This is a genomic window from Parabacteroides timonensis (genome assembly GCF_900128505.1).
Classification (GTDB): domain Bacteria; phylum Bacteroidota; class Bacteroidia; order Bacteroidales; family Tannerellaceae; genus Parabacteroides; species Parabacteroides timonensis.
The window spans coordinates 384,626-405,633 of record NZ_LT669941.1; the positions used below are offsets into that span (position 1 = coordinate 384,626).

Below are 21,008 nucleotides of genomic sequence, written 5' to 3' on the forward strand. Positions count from 1 at the left end.
CATCTTTTACCTGACCAGAGGGATAATCCGGTAAAAAGTCAATCCGGAAAAGAAGAGAAAACAATAAGACAAAGGCAGTCCCGTTTCCCAAAATCCACTCCATTTCCAATGATATTTCATGTATGAAATCTACCAATAAAGATACCTGGGGTTAGTCTCATTCCTTAATGTTTTAATACTCTTTTAATTACCATATAATGGCATGAGTTCTTACGGAACACTGGTATTAACTTACTTAACAAACCTTTAAGATGTTAACTATAAATAGATATATCTATTCCTTCTTTTTCATTATTTATTGCCTGACCGTTGCGGAAGCTGCCCCTGAGTACTATTTCAAGCAGATTTCCCTTAGAGAAGGATTATCGGAATCTATGGTGAAGTGTGTACTGACGGATCATAAAGGATTGATTTGGATTGGTACCCGTTTTGGGTTGAACAATTTCGATCGTGAGCGCGTAAAAAGCTACTATCATGATAAAAAAGATCCTTGTTCTCTACCTGGCAACGATATAAAATTTCTGGTAGAAGATTCTTTATGGAATTTATGGGTGGCAACAGAGCATGGACTGGTATTGTATGATCGGGAAAACGACGATTTTATCCCGGTGACAATCGAAGGACGTATTTTGAATGTTTCTTCCTCTGTTTCCCTGGAAGATGGTATCTTATTTTTTGGACGGGGAAAGTTTTTCAAGTATGATTATACAAATAAGGAAATTCTCCCTTTGCCTGTCCATTCGTCGGAGAATATACGAGTCACTTTCGAGAAAGCATGCCTTTATGACAAAGAGAATGATCTGGTTTTACTGGCATCCCGTTGGAATGGTTTGTGGGAATACAATATGCGAACCGGAAGTTTACAACGGGCCTCTTTTATTACAGCATATCAGATAGCAGCGTTGTATGTAGACTCTTCGGGCTGTTTGTGGTTGTCTCCCTACGGTAAAGGGTTGGTTGGGTACGATCGTGACAAGAAACAGATCTGCTGTTTAACAGCTCCCGGAGACTTATCCAATGGAATTATCCTCGACATAAAGGAACGGGACGGAAAACTTTGGCTGGCTACGGATGGGGGAGGTATCAACGTATATGATCCGGCAACAGCTTCGGTTACCGTAATCAACCATATACCGGGAAAGCCGTTTTCGTTACCTGAAAACTCTTTCTGGTGTCTCTATAATGATCCCGATAACAATATCTGGGTAGGAAGTATCAGGGGTGGCCTGATCGGGATGAAAGAGGTATATATACAAACGTATCGGGACGTCCTGTTGAATTCAGCGTATGGCCTGAGTGAGAAAGCGGCTGCCGGTATGTACGAAGATGAGAACAATATGATCTGGCTGGGGACAGACGGAGGAGGAATAAACCGCCTGGATCCTCAGACCGGACGGTTTAAGCATTATCTTTCGACCTATCCGTCGAAAGTCGTCTCCATTATCGAGTATGATGCGGCAACGCTTCTTTATTCCGGTTTCGGGGAAGGCCTGTTTTTGTTTGATAAGAACAGCGGTGCTACAACAGCTTATCCTGTTATGGATAAAGCGAAGCACGACCTGTTGTTCAGGACGGGTAAATCGGTTCATCTGTTGCGCCTGGACGATAACCGTTTCTATTTGTTGGCAGACAGTGTTTACCTGTATGACCAGTCGTCACGTAAACTGAATACTGTACAAAACAGGAATCCCGGATTGACCGTCGCTTCCCTTTGTGTGATAGGAAAAGAAGCGGATGTAAGTTATTTGCGGGGCGAAACGGATCTGTTTGAACTCGATCATACGAGTAATACGATGCATGCCATCTATTCGTCTGTCGATTCGACCGGTATTATTGCAGCAGCCTGCAAGGACGGCCGGGGGCGTTTCTGGATTGGAACTACCGTAGGCCTGTTCTGTTTTGACCCGATAACCGAAACGTTGATGCCGGTAGAAAATAACCGCTTCCCTGGTATCACCTCTCTCGGGTTCGACAAGGCCGGACGCCTGTGGATCGGGACGCATAACGGCTTGTACGCATATATACCGGATAGTAAGAAGATAATGATGTTCGGCGAGTCCGATGGCGTGTATGCCAACGAATACATCTCAAAATCCCCGTTGATAGCCCGGAATGGCGATATTTATATGGCCGGAGTGATGGGCGTGGTACATATAAAAAGTAATATTCCTTTCCCGGAAAATCCGGACCCGGTGATAGGCCTGCTGGATGTGACGTTGAACGGAGCCTCCGCCGGTTCACAGGCAAGCCGGAATGAGAATACGATCTCCGTCCCCTGGAACTATACTTCTTTAATGGCGAAGATCATTGTCCGTGAAAACGACCTGATGAGGAAAAAGCTGTTTCGTTATTATATAAAAGGAACGCAGGAGGAAATGGTAGAGTCGACTAGTCATACGATTGCATTCCATGCCCTGTCTGTCGGAGGGTATGAAGTCTGGGTGTCGTGTAATAAGAAAAACGGGGATTGGAGTGTGCCGGTCAAATTGTTATCCATCGAAGTAACCCCTCCCTGGTGGCGTACGAACTGGTTCCTGTTCTGCTGCACCTTGTTTCTGTTAGCAGGCCTGTCCTTCATCTTCTGGCTGGTGATGAAAAGGCAGGAAACCCGTATGATCTGGGCGATGAAGGAGCACGAACAACGGACTTATGAAGAGAAGATCCGCTTCCTCATTAACCTGAACCATGAACTCCGTACGCCTCTTACCTTGATCTATTCCCCGCTTAAACGCCTGCTGAACTCGGGAGAGATCACCAACACCGGCCATGCCCGGCAGTTGGGGGATATCCTGAAACAGACCCGTCGTATCAAAGATATAATCAATATGGTATTGGATGTCCGGAAAATGGAAACCGGGACGGAGACGCTTAAGATCGGATCGTACGATCTGAACGAATGGATACGGCAGGTGGCAGATACTTTCAAAAGCGAATTGCAGTTCAAGAATATTCGCCTCGAATATCGGTTGGACGACTCGGTTGGCGAAGTCCCCTTCGATGCGGCCAAATGTGAGATCGTCTTGTCTAACCTGGTTATGAATGCATTGAAGTTCAGTAATGGAAACTCCTGCATTACCGTATCCTCCCGGCTCTTACATGATTATGTGCGAATTTCGGTTTCCGACCAGGGGATCGGTTTGAATAATGTCGACCTTTCCCGGTTGTTCGACCGTTTCTATCAGGGGGTGCACGACAGGCAAGGCACAGGGATCGGCTTGTCGTATGCCCGCCTGCTGGTTGAAATGCATAAAGGACGTATCGGTGCAGCCAATAATACGGATAAAGGAGCTGTTTTCTTTTACGAGTTGCCTTTAGATAATACAACCACTTCGATCGTTGCCAAACCTTACCTGAACGAACTGCTTGTCTCGTCTGAAGAGAAAGAAGATGTAAACGTCGACTTCTCCGTCAGAAAATACTCCGTGCTCGTTGTGGAGGACGAACCGGAACTGCGGAATTACCTGAAAACCTCTTTCAAAGAATACTTCAAGCAGGTGTATGTAGCCGAAGATGGTGTCGAGGCTTTCGAGATGGCTGTACGTTATTTGCCGGACATTGTTATCAGTGATGTCATGATGCCCCGGATGGATGGCTTTGAGTTCTGCCGGCAACTGAAAAGCAACCTTGAAGTCAGTCATATCCCGGTGGTACTGTTGACTGCCCGGACCGGTCATGCCAACACGGTACAGGGTTATAAGGAAGGGGCGGACTTTTATCTGCCGAAACCTTTTGACCTGGAATTCCTTCTGGCCATAGTCCGTAACCTGTTGAAGAACCGGGAAGCTGTCAGATTGCGGTATAAAGAGAGTAAAGAAATCGTTTTACCCAAAGAAGATACCGTCAGTAATGCGGACGAAAAGTTTATGGGGAAGCTGAATGAGTTGATAAGCGAACACCTGGATAATCCGGAATTGGATGTGAACTTCGTGGCCTCGCAAATGGCGATGAGCCGTGCTTCGCTGTATAATAAACTGAAAGCCTTGACAGACGTCAGTATCGGCGATTATATCAATAAGTTCAGGATGGCTCGCGTGGTGGAGTTGCTGGCTGATAAGGAGCTCAGTATTATGGAAGTTTCGGAGAAAGCCGGATTTACCAACCAGCGGTATTTCAGTACGGTATTCAAACAGGTCTATGGCATTACCCCGTCTAAATACCGTCAGGAGCATTTCTCCTGATGTATTTATTTACGGATAGGTAGCAGGTAAATGACACGTGCAGAGATTACCTGGCTGGAGGCTTTGCTGAAGTCGTCGCTTTTACGTGTATTGAACATATCTCCTAGTGCGTAATAGTAGCGTCCTTCGAGCAGGAAATAACCGATACCGGTACGCAACTCGATACCCGGACCTCCGCATAATCCCCAGTCGAATTTCTTTTGGATAGGCAGGTTATGCTGATAGTTGGCACCGTCGTTCTGGTTGGGTTCATTTGGATTTGTGCTGGTCTTATCGCTGATGGCATAACCTATCTTTGGCCCCAGGTTGACATAAAACTTAAACCGGTTGCTCCCGAAATAAATATGGGTGAAGAACGGGATTTCAAGGTAGTTGACCGTGCGAGCGTATTTATAAGTCGGATTGTTATCAAACTTTTCTTCCCATCCCTGCTGGCTGAAATTCAACTCGGTCTGTAAGCCCAGGTTCTTTTCCGAATTCCACCGTAATACCAGACCACCGTTGAATCCCTGTTTCATCTTAGTCGACACCTTGGGACTGAAACTGACAGACGAAAAGTTCATACCGAACGAAGCACCGACAGATACTTCCTGCGGGAATTTACTTTGTGCCTTACTTCCGATAATAACGGCCAGGCATAAAGAGGATAGGATTATAATCTTTCTGATCATCTTACTTCACTGCGTGTTACATTGTAGTCGTTCTGGTAGTGAACGATAAATATGTTGGTGTTGATAAAACCTCCCCAGTTATTAACCCGTTCGAAGTCGAAGCAGGTCTGTATACCTTTATAGCGGATGTTACCCAGGTTGTTCTCGAAGTTGGAACCATATTTACGGATGGCATCGAAGAAGAACATACCGGTATCGAAGCCTAATATTCCGTATTTAGGGAAGTAGTTGATCAGGCTCTTGCTGTACCAGGTCTTGTATTTCGAATAAAAGTCCGATACTTCGGGTGCGAGGTTGTCTGCATAGAAGTTACTATATATATAGGTATTCAATGCAAAGAAATCGTCGAGGCACTCGCGGGTATAAGTCTGCCATTCCGGATAACCGAACATGGTGATGTTGTATTCCGGCTTTGTCTCGGAAAGCATGCGCAGGGGTGATTTGAAATTGTTCAGCGCTTCCAGTGTACCGGAAGTGGGAACGATTACACTTCGTTTTTCCTTGCTCAACAGGGCTTCCATCTCAGTTGGGAATGTTTCAGCCGAGTAAGTCAGTTCGCGCCAGGGGATATTCCGTTGTTTCATTTCAGCCTTGAAGGCTTTGATGAAATCTGTTTTCTCTTCCGTCCCGGGAACTTTCAACAGGATCACATTGTCGTTGGCAAACAAATCGCATCCGGCCTGTGATGCTTTGGCATACAGGTAGGAGTGAGGAGTGTTTACCTGGAAAATGTTGGCATTGGATAATACGTCGTCGTTCTTGGATGTGAACGGAATGACGTATTTGATATTGTTCTTCTCTGCAAATTCGGCAACCGGACCGATCTGGTCGTTGTACACGGCTCCAATGATCAGGTTGGCTTCTTTCAAAGCATCGTCTTTCAGCACCTCTTTCAGCTTCTTTGTACCGCTGCCTGTGTCGAATACGGATAGTTCGATCGAACCTCCGCTGTTGCGAAGACTGTCTACTGCGAGCAACATTCCTTCGTAATACTCGATGAAACGCAGGGTATTGGCCGAAGGTGTCTTCTCGTTTGTCATAAACGGCAACAATAGGGCTACCTTGATCATATTTACCCGTTTGATCTCTTTGGGAGCGGTAAGCAGGGCATTCACGTCCCTTTCATGCATGACCGGAGCGGTTTCGGTAACGACATCTTTTGCCTCCACCGGTATTTTGATAACCATGCCGGCTTTTACACCGTCTTTCAGTTTCGGGTTCCGCTTGATGAGTTCTGCACTCGAAATGTTGAACTTACGGCAGATACGATACATGGTTTCTTTCTTCTCGATCGTATATTCGATCTCCTTGGTGACGGTCTTTACCTCTTTGGTAGGTAAAGACTCGATAGGAGTAGCCGGGATACGGATGGTTTTGCCAATCGTAAAAGTGGATGTCGACAACCCCGGGTTTGCTTCGATGATGTCCGGACCGGGTACAGCATACCGGATAGACAATGAGTAAAGCGTTTCCTTCGGTTGGATCGTATGATATAAGAAGTTTTCTTCTGTCTTTTCCAGTGAGGCGGAACCGGCATCCCGTTGTGGGATCTTTAAAGTGGCGCCGGCCTTGATCGACTCGCGGCTTTCGGGGTTCAGACGATAAATATCATCTACCGTCACTCCGTACATAGTAGCGATGGAATAAACGGTCTGTCCCCGCTCTATGGTATGATAAAATATATTATCATTTAGTTCGTTAGTAGTAATAATCCGTGCTCTGTTGTTTTGTGAATGCAAAGAAATACAGGCAAAACTCAGGCATAATGTCAATACGTATATACTAATCTTATTCATTTGCTGATTGGAATATTTACCGCAAAGATAGTGTATGTCCGTATAAAATACTAATTTTGGAAGCTAATTAGGTTATAATATATGCAAAGGAATTGTTTACGAAGAGTGGTCGGGACACTCTGTTTTCTGTTGTTGGTACTTGCAGCACATGCTCAAAAATATACGGTGACAGGGGGGCAAGGGACACCTCTGCTGGTTGATGCGGATGATTCTCAAAACAAGAACCAGCGTTTGGAAGTATATCTTGTATATGGTATGGATAATGTCGAGATTAGTTATACGTCTGCTTCTACTTCTCATCAATGGTACAGGTATAAAACGAAAAAACTGGAAGCAGAGAAGATTGCTTCGGTTCAGAATGGGACAACTTCCGTTATTAGTAATCTGGAAGAAGGTTATGGTTATTTTGTAGAAGAAAGTGGCCTTTCTGAAGCTTATGTCTGGATTATCGATTATAGTAAATATGCTTTTGATGTCACCAATCTATATGTAGATACAGAAAGAAGTAATTGTGATTATATGGCTTTGGGGGGAAGTGTGGATATGAAGGATATGAAATATTACACACCATTGGGCTCTTCCAAAATATTGAATCGGGAGTTTGATATAATCTATCAGACGATGAAGCAGATGGGAGAGGATGGCATTTATACCACGGTGACAGTCGATACAGTTATTAATCCTTTCGAAAAAGTACTTGATCCTCCGCTTTGTGATACGGACGTCACTTTGAAAGGCGACCTCTTTGCCCGTCATTTCGGAGTGGAGAAGGTGATAACGACTGATGTCTATCAAGCCGTAGCGGTAGAGGCTGTAATGAAAATTGATACCTTGTCCTACGCAAGCGATATCCCCAATATGGTAGTGAAAGGAGATAGTCTGTCGGCCCCTGTCGAGTTTAATTTTACAGCAATAGCCAATATTCCCGTAGCTGCTGTATTCAAGTGGTCTATCTTCCAGAAGAATGAGGGTACGGAGAATACAAAGCTATTGGAGCAGAACGGAAATAGAGAAGATATCAATTATACCTTCAACCAGAATGGTACTTATATTGTTTCTTTAGAGGTATCAGACCGAACGTTGCAATGTACGAATATTCTGCCTGAAGTTACCATAAATATCTCAGACACTTATCTCGAAGTCCCTAACGCATTCTCTCCCGGAACGACTCCCGGTATAAACGACGAGTTCAGGGTAGCTTATCGCTCCCTAAACAGTTTCAAATGCTGGATATTCAATCGGTGGGGGGCAGAAATCTATCATTGGACAGACCCGTCGCAAGGTTGGGATGGTAAGAAAGGAGGGAAGTATGTGGCTCCCGGTGTTTATTTTTATGTGATAGAAGCTACCGGCTCGGACGGTAAACGATTAAAGAAAAAAGGTTCAATTAACATTCTTAGATCAAAGAGAATAGATGATGAAATTATCGAAGAATAGTATATTTAGTTTTTTGGCAGGTGGCTTGCTTTGCCTGACGGCCTGCCTGTCAATCAGTTCAAGTGATTCAGAAAAAGTATTGGAAGGAAAGCCTGTCGTTATGGCGATGACGGCTTCACCGGATATCCCTGCGTCTTTGGATTTTTGTGGAGAACCGATAGACCTGACCCGCTACAATATGCGTGAAGGGTTCGATCGCGAGTTGAGTAGTTTTACCTATTTCCATTCTACTACCATGTTGCTGATCAAGCGTGCCAACCGTTACTTTCCGGTTATCGAACCGATATTGAAGGCGAATGGTATCCCTGACGACTTTAAATACCTGGCAGTGATAGAAAGTCACCTCGACCCCCGTGTGTCGTCCCCGGCACGTGCAGTCGGAATGTGGCAGTTCCTGGAAGGAACGGGTAAGCAATATGGCCTGACGGTTACGCCCACGGTCGATGAACGTTGTCATGTAGCCAAAGCAACCGAAGCAGCCTGTAAATACTTGAAGGCTGCCTATGCTAAATACGGAGACTGGCCCAATGTTGCCGCCTCCTACAACGCCGGTATGGGACGTATCTCCGGCGAACTGACCAAGCAGACGGCCGACAGTACGTTCGACCTCTGGCTGGTGGAAGAAACAAGCCGCTACGTTTACCGTATCATGGCTATCAAACAGATATTTGAGAACCCCTACAAATATGGTTTCGTGCTTCGTGCCGAAGACCTGTATAAGCCGATAGAATGTGAAGATGTAACGGTGTCGGCCGATATCCAGGACTTGTCAGACTTTGCACAGAAGAACGGGATCACTTATGCAGACCTGAAACGTTTCAACCCCTGGTTGCGCGACCGTAAGTTGCTGACACTGGGTAAGACCTATACGCTTCAGATCCCCAAACAAAACGAGATGTATTACAAAACTCCCAACACCTATGTCCATCATTCGGGTTGGGTGGTAAGATAAAACGCCGACAGTAAAAAAGTATGAACGATAAGAATGCATTGGAGGGCGGACGTATTTCCGTTTTAGGCGCCCGTGTTCACAATCTGAAGAATATAGATGTAGAGATACCCCGTAACAAACTCACCGTCATCACAGGGATGAGCGGTAGCGGGAAGTCGTCATTGGCTTTCGACACGATCTTTGCGGAAGGACAACGCCGTTACGTGGAGACATTCTCCGCTTATGCCCGTAATTTCCTTGGGAATATGGAACGTCCGGATGTAGACAAGATCACAGGACTGAGCCCGGTTATCTCCATCGAACAGAAAACGACCAACAAGAATCCCCGCTCGACAGTCGGTACGACTACCGAGGTGTACGACTTTTTCCGTCTGCTTTATGCCCGTGCGGGAGAGGCTTACTCGTACCTGAGCGGTGAGAAGATGGTTAAATATACAGAGGAAAAGATACTCGAACTGATCCTGGAGCATTATAGCGGAAAGAAAACTTATCTGTTAGCCCCGTTGGTGCGTAACCGTAAAGGACATTATAAAGAACTGTTCGAGCAGGTTCGTAAGAAAGGTTATCTGAATGTTCGCGTAGACGGTGAACTGAAAGAGATCTTCCACGGGATGAAACTCGACCGTTATAAGATGCACAGTATCGAAGTGGTGATCGATAAAATGATCGTATCCTCTTCCGACGAACGCCGGTTGAAGGAAAGCCTGCGTATTGCCATGAAGCAGGGGGATGGACTGGTATTGATCCTCGATGCCGATACGGACGAGGTGCGCCATTACAGTCGCCAGTTGATGGACCCTGCAACCGGATTGTCATACAGCGAACCGGCTCCCCACAACTTTTCTTTCAACTCCCCCCAGGGAGCTTGCCCGAAGTGTAAGGGACTGGGGCAGGTCAACCTGCTGGATATGGAAAAGATCGTGCCTGATCCTTCTCTCAGTATCTATAATGGTGGTATCGTTGCTCTCGGAAAATATAAGAATTCATTGATATTCTGGCAGATCGAAGCCTTGTGCGAAAAGCATGGGGTAACTATCAAAACCCCGATCAAGGATGTTCCGGAAGAGGCCATGGACGAGATCATGAACGGTACGGACGAGCGCCTGCAAATCAAGAACGAGTCGCTGGGTACTTCCAACTATTTCCTGTCTTACGAAGGGGTTGCCAAATATATCCTGATGCAGCAGGACAGCGAAGCTTCCGCCTCTGCCCAGAAATGGGCCGGACAGTTTATCAAGATGACCACCTGTCCCGAATGTAGCGGTCAGCGGCTGAATAAAGAAGCCTTGCATTACCGGATTGCCGGAAAGAATATTGCGGAACTGTCTGCTATGGATATTGCCGAACTTTACGAATGGCTCGACGGGGTGGAAGAGAAGCTCGACCAGAAACAACTGCAGATCGCCACCGAGATATTGAAAGAGATCCGTTCGCGTCTGAAATTCCTGTTGGATGTGGGACTGGATTATCTTTCCTTGAACCGTGCGTCGGCAAGCCTTTCCGGCGGAGAGAGCCAGCGTATCCGTCTGGCGACTCAGATCGGTAGTCAGCTGGTGAATGTACTTTATATCCTGGATGAACCGAGTATCGGCCTGCATCAGCGGGATAATGTGCGTCTGATCAATTCACTGAAAGAACTTCGTGATACCGGCAACTCGGTCGTTGTGGTGGAACACGATAAAGATATGATGCTGAATGCCGACTATGTGGTCGACATGGGGCCGAAAGCCGGTCGCTTGGGTGGCGAAGTAGTTTACGAAGGAACACCCCAGGATATGCTGAAAGTAAATACACTGACTTCTGCATACCTGAACGGGGAGACTGAGATAGCTGTTCCTGCCGAACGCCGGCAGGGAAACGGTAAGTTCATTACGATAAAGGGGGCCAGCGGCAATAATCTGAAGAATGTCAATGTGACTTTCCCGCTCGGAACGCTAATCTGTGTGACCGGTGTATCCGGTAGTGGAAAATCTACCTTGATCAACCGCACCCTGCAACCGATCCTGAGCCAGCATTTCTATCGTTCGCTGGAAGATCCGTTGCCTTACAAGTCGATCGAAGGTATCGATAATGTAGATAAGATCGTCAATGTCGACCAGTCGCCTATCGGCCGTTCGCCACGAAGCAATCCGGCTACTTATACCGGTGTCTTTTCCGATATCCGTAACCTTTTCGTCGATCTTCCCGAGTCGAAAGTCAGAGGGTACAAACCCGGACGTTTTTCGTTTAATGTATCCGGTGGTCGTTGCGAAACCTGCAAGGGTAACGGCTACAAGACCATCGAAATGAACTTCCTGCCGGATGTATTGGTTCCTTGCGAAGACTGTCATGGCAAGCGATATAACCGTGAAACACTCGAAGTCCGCTTCCGTGGTAAATCCATAGCCGATGTGTTGGATATGACGATCAATATGGCTGTGGAGTTCTTCGAGAATATCCCGACCATCCTCTCCAAGATAAAAGTCCTGCAGGATGTAGGGTTGGGCTATATCAAACTGGGTCAGCCTTCCACCACCTTATCCGGAGGGGAAAGCCAGCGTGTAAAACTGGCTACCGAACTGGCCAAAAAGGATACCGGCAATACTTTATATGTATTGGATGAACCGACTACCGGTCTTCACTTTGAAGATATCCGTGTCCTATTGGGTGTCCTGAACAAGCTGGTGGAAAAAGGTAACACCATCATCGTGATCGAGCATAACCTCGACGTGATCAAATGTGCCGACTATCTGATCGACATGGGGCCCGAAGGCGGACGCAAAGGTGGCCAGGTCTTATTCACCGGCACTCCCGAGGAAATGATCAAGAAGAAAAACAAGAGTTATACGGCTCCGTTCCTGAAAGAGGAGTTGAAACGATAACCTGGCACAGGCAAGCTGGGAATATGACATGCCTATCCCGGTTTGCCGGCATAACTAAGACAGAATAGTAACTAAGTAAAGACAGATATATGAAGAATCCTATCCAAATGATCAAGCAATGCGTAGAGAAGGAAGAACCTTACTTCCTGCTGCGCGGACAAGATATATGTGCTTTGGCGGCGATTGAAACATATTACGCTGAGGTGAAGAAAAAAGTTAAAGATCCTTACTTCATAGAAGAGATCGAAGAGATAATGAAAGACTTCCGGGCCTTCCGGGAAGAACAGCAAACCCATATTCCGGATTGATCGATGGCAGACGACAGTTACAGAACTATTCAGCAAGTAGCAGAGGGCTATTACACAGAGAAGCGTAGCCGCTTTATCTCGTATGCCATCCCCGTGCGTACGGTCGAAGAGGTGAAGGAGCAACTGGATAAATACCGTAAACAATATTACGACGCCCGCCACGTCTGTTGGGCTTATATGCTGGGACCCGATCGCCAGACTTTTCGTGCGAACGATGACGGCGAACCATCCTCCACGGCAGGTAAACCAATACTGGGGCAGATCAATTCCAACGAGTTAACCGATATCTTGATTGTTGTCATTCGTTATTTCGGAGGAATAGAGCTAGGTACCAGCGGTCTGATCGTCGCTTACCGTACAGCAGCAGCCGAGGCGATTGCCGCAGCCAAGATCGAAGAACGCACGGTGGATGAAGATATCACTGTCGCTTTCGAATACCCTTATCTGAACGGAATTATGCGGATAGTGAAAGAGGATAATCCTATGATTGTATCGCAGAAGTTCGAAATGGACTGCGAAATGACCCTCCGTATCCGAAAGGGAGAAGCAGAACGGTTAAAGAATCGATTACTGAAAGTGGAGTCGGCATATCTCAAGTAAATTATTAATAATCTGAAACATGGGTTATCGGCTATTTTCGATTTGAGAGGATTTTCTTAATTTTGTTCTCTCGAAATCTAAACAAAAATAGCTGATAGAATAATGAAGAAGATTCTTTTATTTTCTTTTTTCTTAGTGATTGGTCTGGTCGTGTCGCAGTTTCTTCCTACGATGGTAGGAGAGAGTTATTCGATGGTGAAGACAGTATCCAATACACTATTGTATGTGTGCCTGGCCTTTATTATGATAAATGTTGGCCGGGAGTTTGAAATGGACAAAACCCGGTGGAGATCTTACACGGAGGATTACTTTATAGCAATGGCTACCGCTGCTTTTCCCTGGATATTTGTTGCATTGTATTATATGTTCGTCTTGCTTCCCGATATCTACTGGTCGAGTGGCGAAGCCTGGAAAGAAAACCTGCTGTTAAGTCGTTTTGCCGCGCCTACATCGGCGGGTATCTTATTTACCATGCTTGCTGCTGCCGGATTAAAGGCCTCCTGGGTCTATAAAAAAGTACAGGTGCTGGCTATCTTCGACGACCTCGACACTATTTTATTGATGATCCCGCTTCAGATCATGATGGTGGGGTTACGCTGGCAATTGGGAGTCATCATCCTGATTGTGATGGTATTGCTTATGCTCGGATGGAAGAAGATGGGTGCCTATAATATGCGTCAGGACTGGAAAGCGATCCTGCTTTATGCGGTTATAACGCTGGCCATTACCCAGGGTGTTTATCTGATATCGAAACATTTCTATGGTGAAGAGGCCAGTATTCATATCGAAGTGCTGCTGCCGGCATTCGTACTGGGTATGATTATGAAACATAAGCATATCGATACAAAGGTCGAGCATAATGTGGCTACGGCCATCTCTTTCCTGTTCATGTTCCTGGTGGGGGTCAGTATGCCGGTGTTCTTCGGTATCGACTTTGCGAAACAATCGGCTGAAGCGGCAACGATCACCGGAGCACAACCCATGATGTCGTGGCCGATGATCCTGTTGCATGTTCTTATCGTTTCTTTCCTGTCGAATATCGGAAAGTTATTCCCGTTGTTCTTTTACCGCGACAGACGTAAACGTGAACGTTTGGCACTGTCGATCGGAATGTTCACCCGTGGAGAAGTAGGAGCGGGGATCATTTTTATTGCCCTCGGCTATAATCTTGGTGGGCCGGCCCTGATGATTTCTGTGCTTACTATTGTGTTTAATTTAATTTTAACTGGTATATTTGTAGTCTGGGTGGAGAAACTTACCCGTAGCGCCTATCAGCTCGAAATGGCAGAGAAGCAACAAAAAGAATAAGAGTTAGAATAATAAACGGAGACAGGGCAGCAAGCTGTCTCCGCAAACCTTGAACACAGAATGGATCGTACTATTAATGTTATCCTGAAACCATTGCGCCGATTCGCTACACAAAAATCGAGTGCCAGTTTTCTATTGTTTATGGCCACTATACTGGCTATGATATTGGCAAATTCTCCCTGGGCGCACGCTTATCATCATATCTTGTCTTATCCCATCGATCTTCAGGTCGGTAAATTCGGAATGTTTTCTCACCACGGGGAACCTATGCCGATGCTGGCCTTTGTGAATGATGCCCTGATGGCTGTCTTCTTTTTCGTGATCGGATTGGAGATCAAGCAGGAGGTCTTGATAGGTGAACTTAGTTCGATGCGTAAGGCGATCCTTCCGGTCATAGCTGCTTGCGGCGGTATGATCGTACCGGTTCTTTTCTATATCCTAGTTTGTAACACTTCTCCGGAAATACGTGGTGCTGCTATTCCGATGGCTACCGATATTGCTTTTGCCCTGGCCGTTTTGGGACTGTTGGGTAAACGGGTGCCTCTGGGGATGCGGATTTTCCTGACGGCGCTGGCGGTTGTCGATGATATTGGCGGTATAATTATTATTGCTTTGTTTTATAGCGGGGATATTGCCTATCAGCCGTTGTTGATATCGCTGGCTTTGCTTGCATTATTATATGTAGGAGGGAAGATGCGGATAAATAATAACCTGTTTTATTATATTGTCGGTTTCTTCGTCTGGGTATTGTTCCTTGAATCGGGTATTCATCCGACGATAGCCGGTGTATTGGTGGCATTCACCGTCCCTGCCCGTCCGAAGATCAACCTGAACGACTTCACCTGCGATATGACCGGCTATCTGAATATGCTGGATTATACGGAGGTTCGCCAATCCAAGAAAGCGGCGGTACTGACACCGACACAGATACAGGTTCTGAATAATATACACTCGCTGGCTGATAGGACGATCAGTCCGTTGCAGAGTATTGCCGACAAACTGCATCCGTTGGTAAACTACCTGATCCTTCCGTTGTTTGCGTTTGTCAATGCGGGTGTCACGTTTGGTGATATCCAGCCGGCATCGTTGGTGAATGTTCCGTTGGCTGTTGTTGCCGGTCTGTTTATCGGAAAGACACTGGGGATTTTCTCTTTCACCTATCTTTTTGCCCGTACGAATATGGGCTCTTTACCGACAGGAATGACCCGTATGAATTTATTCGGTGTATCCATGCTGGGTGGTATCGGATTTACAGTAGCGCTATTTATCGCTAACCTCTCCTTTATTGGTATGGGCGATGCCGGGATCGATTTATTGAATCAGGCAAAACTCGGCGTTTTTGCCGGCTCATTCATCTCCGGTCTCTGTGGTTATCTGATTTTGAAGAAGGTGTTGCCGAAGAATGTTGTATAGTTATTCATTATAATGTACATCGAAACGCCCGAACGTCACACGCTCGCCTTCAAAGCGTCCGCTGATGATCTGGGAGTTGCTGTCGTATCGGGTAATAAAGACCTTTCCGTCCGGTAGCTTTTCATTTCCCCATGAGAATGAAGTGTAAGGAATCTCCTGGTTCTCGACCGGGTTTTCTATGCAGAAGCTGATGGCCAGGTCTGGCTTTACCCATACGTTGACATGCATGGTTTCATCATAGGATATATAATCGAAATTAATAGAGGGGCCATTGAAGGTGCTATATCTGCCGCCGACGTATAACCAGCCGTCGACCAGACATCCGAAAGTTTCGGCACCGGTAGTTGTCTCTTCCGGCATCACGGTGACATCCACCGTCTCATCTTCTGTGCAGGAGAAAAGAAAGGACAGAAAGCATAAAAGGAATATATATTTTTTCATGATGTGACGAATTTAATAGTTGCTTATAATTAGAAATGATATCCGAGACCCAACGATATGTTTAGTCTGGAGACTTTCAGACGGTCTTCCGACGGGAACTTGACCTGGATTGTCTCTCCATGATATCTGGAATCTACTTTCCTTAGATTAGTAAATACATACTGTATATCAGCCGAAATACCCCAGCGAGGCGTTAGCATATATTCTGCATTAGCCCCGATATTCCCCGCAATACGTCCCCCGGATACACGACGCTCTTTTTCGTATACCATACTGTTATTTTTATAACGCAGGTAACCGGTACCTAGATTCAGGCGTACATTCATCCGTTCGCTACTTAAACAATAGAAGGCAAACTGCGGTGCGATATAATGTGTATATACATGATCGGAACTATATTCTAAAGAGCCTTTCGAACTATATCCGGAATAAAGAAAACCGAAGCCGATCCATTTGAAAGGATGTAAATAGTATTGTGCATCCCAGGAGATCCCCGAACAGAGATCGCGCTCATAACTATGTGCTGAATTTGTCAAACCGGCTGTCCCACCTAACATATTTGCATATCCCATATGTAGTGATACAGAATGCATCTTTGTTGGTTCTTCAGCATGCAAGTAGCCGGAAATTAGTAATATACAGAATGTGGTCAGGTAAAGAAACTTTTTAGGCTTCATAAGAATTAGAGTTTATATGTGGCACAAATATATAAAAGATTATCGGTTGATCAGATACTCCGTGTAGTTAAAAAACGAAAGGCACAGACCCTTGACAGGGATGGCGCCTTTGTTTTTCAGATATGAGGACTATTATTGCATACGTCTGATCGATGCATAATTAAATTCATCGCTCAGATAATCATTTTCCGTGAATTTATAACCCTGAGGCCCCCAGTTGCCCATTGCCAGCATGGCAATCATTGTCAACGGGTTGAAATTTGTCATATCGCCTCCGGCAGCTTCCAATGGGATTGATTTCATTAGTTTTTTCATATTGTGTTCATAGCTTTTATTGAAAAGCATGTTACGATATAAAGCCAGAACTCCGTCACCATGTTCTTTGCGGTTCCATTCCAATACATAAGTACCGTCGTTGGCATCTGCTTTGGCTTTGATATCTTTCAGTTTAGCAGAGTTGGCATCTGCAATAATGAATGTAACAAAACCATCTTTGTCTACTTTCGGCATTTCTTCATCATAAATAGAGACATAAGAATAAGTCTTTTGTGATCCGAGGCAGACAGACCAGTAACGAACATCCGAGGTTGCATATTCATTTACACCTTTAGGTGCCGTCGGAGGAATAAAGCGGAAAGTAGCTACTTCACCTTCATTCAACTTGATGCGTGAGAATAAGTAATCAGCCGGAGTATTCGGGTACATCAGGCTTAATGGCGCGCGCATAAAAGGAAGCGGTTTCATGTCGGAAGAGAAATCCAACGGAGGCATCTGCAATGCTTCGTGGATATTACATACTTCACGTTTGGGGAAATCCACATCTTTGCCGGTCGTTACATCGAATGCCTGGATTGCCGGCATATCAGTACCACCGTACGTATCACCGTTGTTATATTCCTTTGCCAGATAGAGGCGCATAAATACGGATACCATGTTTAAAGTATCAGGAAATTCACAGATGTTCTTCATGGATGCTCGCATACTTCCCGGGGTACTTTTCGGAATAATGTAAATGGTGTATCCGTTAGCACTATAATCTGCCGTTTCTTTTACATAAGGATTGATAGAATTTTCATCCGGTTGGATGTTAGCATCTTCGATACTGGACATATCGACCTGTGTCTCGTCATTATAGACTGTGAAATTGAAGAAACGTGATTTGGGGTATTTCCCGGTCAGGCGAAGTCCGATATTGGGATTATCCTTGTAGGAGTAGGTATATTCCCAATAATCTGCGAATATATCCGGAAATGCTAATAAGGATTGATCGTCACCTCGAAGTGTTTTGCCCCATTGTTCCTTTGGTGTAGGATTCACAATCGGAGTATCGTTCTCGTCATCGTCATTACATGCGGTAAACAAACCAAAAACAAAGGCTAATGCCACTAAATAAAATGTCTTTTTCATCTCTCGTTAATTAATTTTCAAACGGGGGACAAAAGTAAGTGAATAAAATTACCGGAACGAATATTGCGTAAAGATGGAATGTCGATTATTAAATTTGGAATATTAATAATTGGTATCGGTTACTGAAAACCGGGCAAACGCCGAATTTCCGTCGGTGGAGATGTGTTGTCAAAGAGACCTCTTACCTTTTTTTGTAAGAGGTCTCTTTGATATTCATTATAGTTGATTCTCGTAATCGAAAGAAGAGATTAGTTCGATCAGTCTGTCTTCGGCTTTCTTCAGGGCATCGACGGAACCAATCGAACCGGCGATATAACTGTTGGCAATAGGAGTAACGAAAATATCAGCATGGGCGGTTTCATCTATTACCGGTTTGGCATTCGGTCTTTCGGTGTTATCTTTCAATTCGCCGCGAATGGCATACGCTATCTGATTGGCATCGTTATTGATGGCTATCGCTACTGTTTCCATTAAACTGAAGGTGCGTGCCTGATTGGAAGTGATGCGCCAGTTGATGATCGCTTTTGCTAATGCCGGAATTATTTCATCCCTCTTCTCTTTGGGACAAACCAGGCAGTTACCAAAGATATTTTTACCATCGGTCCAGCCCTGTTCCCGGAGCTTGGTTTCGATTTCAGGGAAAAGTTCCGGTTCGAGTTTGTTGGTGGAAACACAGAACAAAGTTCTCAGATCGATAGCGATGTCATAGACAAAAAGACCGGAAGCCCGGGTTTGATCCCCACACCTCTGCCGGCTCCCGGGTCGACCAGGAAAATCAGGAGAGTGCGGCAAAGGTACGCATCTATCCCTACCGGGTGAAATTAAACGTTACAGGTCCGGCTGTCATCCCAAAGGACTATATGGTAAACACGACTGAATTGGTTTCCTTCGGTACCGGCGAGGCTGCTAAAGCCATGATCCTTCCTTCGGGTGCATTCGAATTTTATGCCATATCGACCAACAGTAGTACGGAAACTGTCCCGGAGTTCGACACGAAGGCGAGTAACGGCATACCGCTTCAGGGAAATGCCGTTGGCGGGGACGGCACGACGAAAGCGAACCTGAAAAATGGTGTCGATTATCTGCATGCAAAGGTTGATAAGACCATACAATTCGGATCGGCCAGTATCGAAGTCCCCCTGCAGTTTTCCCATAAAGGGACACAGGTGCAACTGAAGATCATATTCGGTGGAAATGTAGGGGCAGAGGATACGAGTGCAGCTGGGAACTTTGCCCTCGCCAAAGTCTATGTGCAGCAAACCGATCCGGCAAATTCGTATATGCGTCTGAACTCGGGCGAGATACGTTTCGGTAATTTTCGGGGCGGTTCACCCATCGGATGTAATGTAACTACAATAGATGGCAAAGAACAGTTGACGAACTATACGAATATGGCATCGATGCAGGTGGTCAAACTGGATAACTATCAATCGGGATCGACTACCCCGGCTACACAGGTAGCTACCTATAATATGTTGCCTTTGCTGGAAGCTTCAAACGATGGTGTACAAAAATTGTGGGTAGCGGTCGAAGTAGAAAATATTTGCATAGGAGGTACAACGGCGTTGACGGACGGGGCAAATGTAGCCGTACATGTCTGGAAAGGAACGACACCTTCCGAGACGCAAAAAGCGGCTTACTCCAATACGTACACGGTTCGGAATAACGCTACGGGAAAAGCCGACGAATTAGTACCGACCGGTGGAGCCATGAAAGTGGAGAGTGCCGATGGATATCGTTTCTATGCTTTGTTGACCAATAGTGCCCAAATTGCCGTACCAGGCTTGAGTAGCGATTGTCGTACGGTTTCACTTCGTAATGGTGTCGATTATTTGATGGCGGTAGTGGCTTTTCCATATCAACTACTTCAGATCCGATCCCCCTGGCTTTCCGGCATCTGGCAACTCAAATCGTATTGAAGGTCAGCCCGGCCGGCACGAACGGATATACAACCGCTTCGGGGTTGGTTGTCGGTATTGCGGCTGTCGACAGTACAGACAGTTATATCGACTTGTCCGCCTCCTGGTCGTCGAGCTCCTCTGCACCGTCTACCATGATCTACTGGCCTGCACGTGCCACGACCGACGGAAGCGATCCGGTTCCTGCTACCGGTGGTGTACCGTTGGAACACCCGACGGACAGCAGAAAGAGGCAGTGAAGGGGGATGACAACCTCACTTTTACCGTCTCCTTTATCCTTCTTCCGGTGTCGACGACTGCTCGGGGTATTCCTTTGCAGATGGATTTTACCGGGTTGAGTTTTGACAACGGAATAAATACGTTACCCTCGAAAAGCTATACAGCGCGTATGATGGCGACAGGCGATGCCTCCGAACTGGTTCTGAAAGGAGGATATACATACACTTTCGACGCTACCATCACACGTAACTCCGCCAGCTTCTCGCTACCGAGGATAGATCCCTGGGTGGTAGACGGTGTGAATCTGGATGAGATCGTAGAAGTGGACCCGATATAAAAGACAGACAGGAAAATGAACTGATTATTCCCGGAGTAGGTGAGACGGAGCGTTATACCTCCATCTATATACAAAATACAGCAGGTAATCAAACATTTGATTATTATGCAGATGATCCGGACGGTAGAACCGGTAAGCATTATAATATCCAGAAAAAGCCGTTGATTGTTTATCCGAGAACGAACGGATCGTTTAAAGCCAATATAAGACTTAATATAGCAGAGGGTAGCAATTCACCGGTCGAAACAGACGTATCTGCTAAAATCAACCACCTGGCTTTTGAGCCGGGTAAGCGATATCTGTTCGAGGTGAATTACGGATGGGATTTCGTGAAGTTTACAGTCACTGTTTCTCCCTGGACTACAGTGAACAATGACCAGGGACAGGTCGGTAGCGGTGAACAGGAAGTCAGTACATCTTATTCGGTGGATGAATGGGGAAACCTGGTCGAATTGGGTGGAGATCTGGGAGGTGCGTGATGTCG

18 protein-coding genes are annotated in these 21,008 nt (G+C 45.9%); 12 read left to right on the forward strand and 6 right to left on the reverse strand.

Going from position 1 to position 21,008, the window contains the following annotated elements:
- Nucleotides 1–251 precede the first annotated feature (251 nt).
- The gene (locus BQ7394_RS09180) at nt 252–4,178 is read left to right on the forward strand and encodes a hybrid sensor histidine kinase/response regulator transcription factor (RefSeq protein ID WP_075557172.1); all 3,927 of its coding nucleotides are present in this window, start codon (nt 252–254) and stop codon (nt 4,176–4,178) included.
- 5 nt (nt 4,179–4,183) lie between these two features.
- Here BQ7394_RS09180 and BQ7394_RS09185 read toward each other — a convergent pair whose 3' ends face one another.
- Together BQ7394_RS09185 and BQ7394_RS09190 are read right to left on the reverse strand one after the other, a co-directional pair.
- On the reverse strand, nt 4,184–4,849 hold the full coding sequence (locus BQ7394_RS09185) for a porin family protein (protein WP_075557173.1): 666 nt from the start codon (nt 4,847–4,849) through the stop codon (nt 4,184–4,186).
- Nucleotides 4,846–6,645 (reverse strand): LysM peptidoglycan-binding domain-containing protein, encoded by a 1,800-nt coding sequence (locus tag BQ7394_RS09190; protein WP_075557174.1) that lies wholly within the window; start codon nt 6,643–6,645, stop codon nt 4,846–4,848. The genes BQ7394_RS09185 and BQ7394_RS09190 overlap by 4 nt, the downstream gene beginning before the upstream one ends.
- A gap of 81 nt (nt 6,646–6,726) precedes the next feature.
- On the opposite strand from BQ7394_RS09190, the gene BQ7394_RS09195 reads away from it, so the two are divergent.
- The 7 genes from BQ7394_RS09195 to nhaA all read left to right on the forward strand — a co-directional run bounded on the left by BQ7394_RS09195 (nt 6,727) and on the right by nhaA (nt 15,524).
- Nucleotides 6,727–8,082 carry a T9SS type B sorting domain-containing protein gene (locus BQ7394_RS09195; RefSeq protein ID WP_075557175.1) on the forward strand — a complete coding sequence of 452 codons (1,356 nt, stop codon included), beginning with the start codon at nt 6,727–6,729 and terminating at the stop codon, nt 8,080–8,082.
- Entirely contained in the window at nt 8,060–9,034 is a 975-nt protein-coding gene (locus tag BQ7394_RS09200) for a lytic transglycosylase domain-containing protein (RefSeq protein WP_075557176.1), read from the forward strand. Before BQ7394_RS09195 ends, BQ7394_RS09200 begins: the two co-directional genes overlap by 23 nt.
- Nucleotides 9,035–9,054: 20 nt before the next feature.
- Nucleotides 9,055–11,895, forward strand: a complete 2,841-nt coding sequence (gene uvrA / locus BQ7394_RS09205) for an excinuclease ABC subunit UvrA (RefSeq protein WP_075557177.1) — start codon at nt 9,055–9,057, stop codon at nt 11,893–11,895.
- An 89-nt stretch (nt 11,896–11,984) separates the two neighbouring features.
- Complete coding sequence (locus tag BQ7394_RS09210; RefSeq protein ID WP_075557178.1) at nt 11,985–12,203, forward strand: hypothetical protein; 219 nt, start codon at nt 11,985–11,987, stop codon at nt 12,201–12,203.
- 3 nt (nt 12,204–12,206) lie between these two features.
- Nucleotides 12,207–12,803 (forward strand): IMPACT family protein, encoded by a 597-nt coding sequence (locus tag BQ7394_RS09215; RefSeq protein ID WP_075557179.1) that lies wholly within the window; start codon nt 12,207–12,209, stop codon nt 12,801–12,803.
- Between the two features lie 102 nt (nt 12,804–12,905).
- Entirely contained in the window at nt 12,906–14,111 is a 1,206-nt protein-coding gene (locus BQ7394_RS09220) for a cation:proton antiporter family protein (protein WP_075557180.1), read from the forward strand.
- 60 nt (nt 14,112–14,171) lie between these two features.
- Nucleotides 14,172–15,524, forward strand: a complete 1,353-nt coding sequence (nhaA, locus tag BQ7394_RS09225) for a Na+/H+ antiporter NhaA (protein WP_075557181.1) — start codon at nt 14,172–14,174, stop codon at nt 15,522–15,524.
- On the opposite strand, the gene BQ7394_RS09230 is transcribed toward nhaA, so the two are convergent.
- The 4 genes from BQ7394_RS09230 to BQ7394_RS09245 form a co-directional block, all read right to left on the reverse strand.
- The gene (locus BQ7394_RS09230; protein WP_075557182.1) at nt 15,525–15,965 is read right to left on the reverse strand and encodes a Riean_0653 family protein; all 441 of its coding nucleotides are present in this window, start codon (nt 15,963–15,965) and stop codon (nt 15,525–15,527) included.
- A 29-nt stretch (nt 15,966–15,994) separates the two neighbouring features.
- Complete coding sequence (locus tag BQ7394_RS09235) at nt 15,995–16,642, reverse strand: outer membrane beta-barrel protein (RefSeq protein WP_075557183.1); 648 nt, start codon at nt 16,640–16,642, stop codon at nt 15,995–15,997.
- Nucleotides 16,643–16,774: 132 nt separating this feature from the next.
- Nucleotides 16,775–18,049 carry a hypothetical protein gene (locus tag BQ7394_RS09240; RefSeq protein ID WP_075557184.1) on the reverse strand — a complete coding sequence of 425 codons (1,275 nt, stop codon included), beginning with the start codon at nt 18,047–18,049 and terminating at the stop codon, nt 16,775–16,777.
- A 216-nt stretch (nt 18,050–18,265) separates the two neighbouring features.
- The gene (locus BQ7394_RS09245; protein WP_139317694.1) at nt 18,266–18,841 is read right to left on the reverse strand and encodes a hypothetical protein; all 576 of its coding nucleotides are present in this window, start codon (nt 18,839–18,841) and stop codon (nt 18,266–18,268) included.
- Between the two features lie 23 nt (nt 18,842–18,864).
- On the opposite strand from BQ7394_RS09245, the gene BQ7394_RS09250 reads away from it, so the two are divergent.
- The 4 genes from BQ7394_RS09250 to BQ7394_RS09265 all read left to right on the forward strand — a co-directional run bounded on the left by BQ7394_RS09250 (nt 18,865) and on the right by BQ7394_RS09265 (nt 21,003).
- Nucleotides 18,865–19,968 (forward strand): fimbrillin family protein, encoded by a 1,104-nt coding sequence (locus BQ7394_RS09250; RefSeq protein ID WP_139317695.1) that lies wholly within the window; start codon nt 18,865–18,867, stop codon nt 19,966–19,968.
- The gene (locus tag BQ7394_RS09255) at nt 19,965–20,207 is read left to right on the forward strand and encodes a hypothetical protein (protein ID WP_075557187.1); all 243 of its coding nucleotides are present in this window, start codon (nt 19,965–19,967) and stop codon (nt 20,205–20,207) included. Before BQ7394_RS09250 ends, BQ7394_RS09255 begins: the two co-directional genes overlap by 4 nt.
- Nucleotides 20,204–20,524, forward strand: a complete 321-nt coding sequence (locus BQ7394_RS09260; protein WP_075557188.1) for a hypothetical protein — start codon at nt 20,204–20,206, stop codon at nt 20,522–20,524. Before BQ7394_RS09255 ends, BQ7394_RS09260 begins: the two co-directional genes overlap by 4 nt.
- A gap of 161 nt (nt 20,525–20,685) precedes the next feature.
- Nucleotides 20,686–21,003 (forward strand): hypothetical protein, encoded by a 318-nt coding sequence (locus BQ7394_RS09265; protein WP_075557189.1) that lies wholly within the window; start codon nt 20,686–20,688, stop codon nt 21,001–21,003.
- The last annotated feature ends 5 nt before the right edge of the window (nt 21,004–21,008 follow it).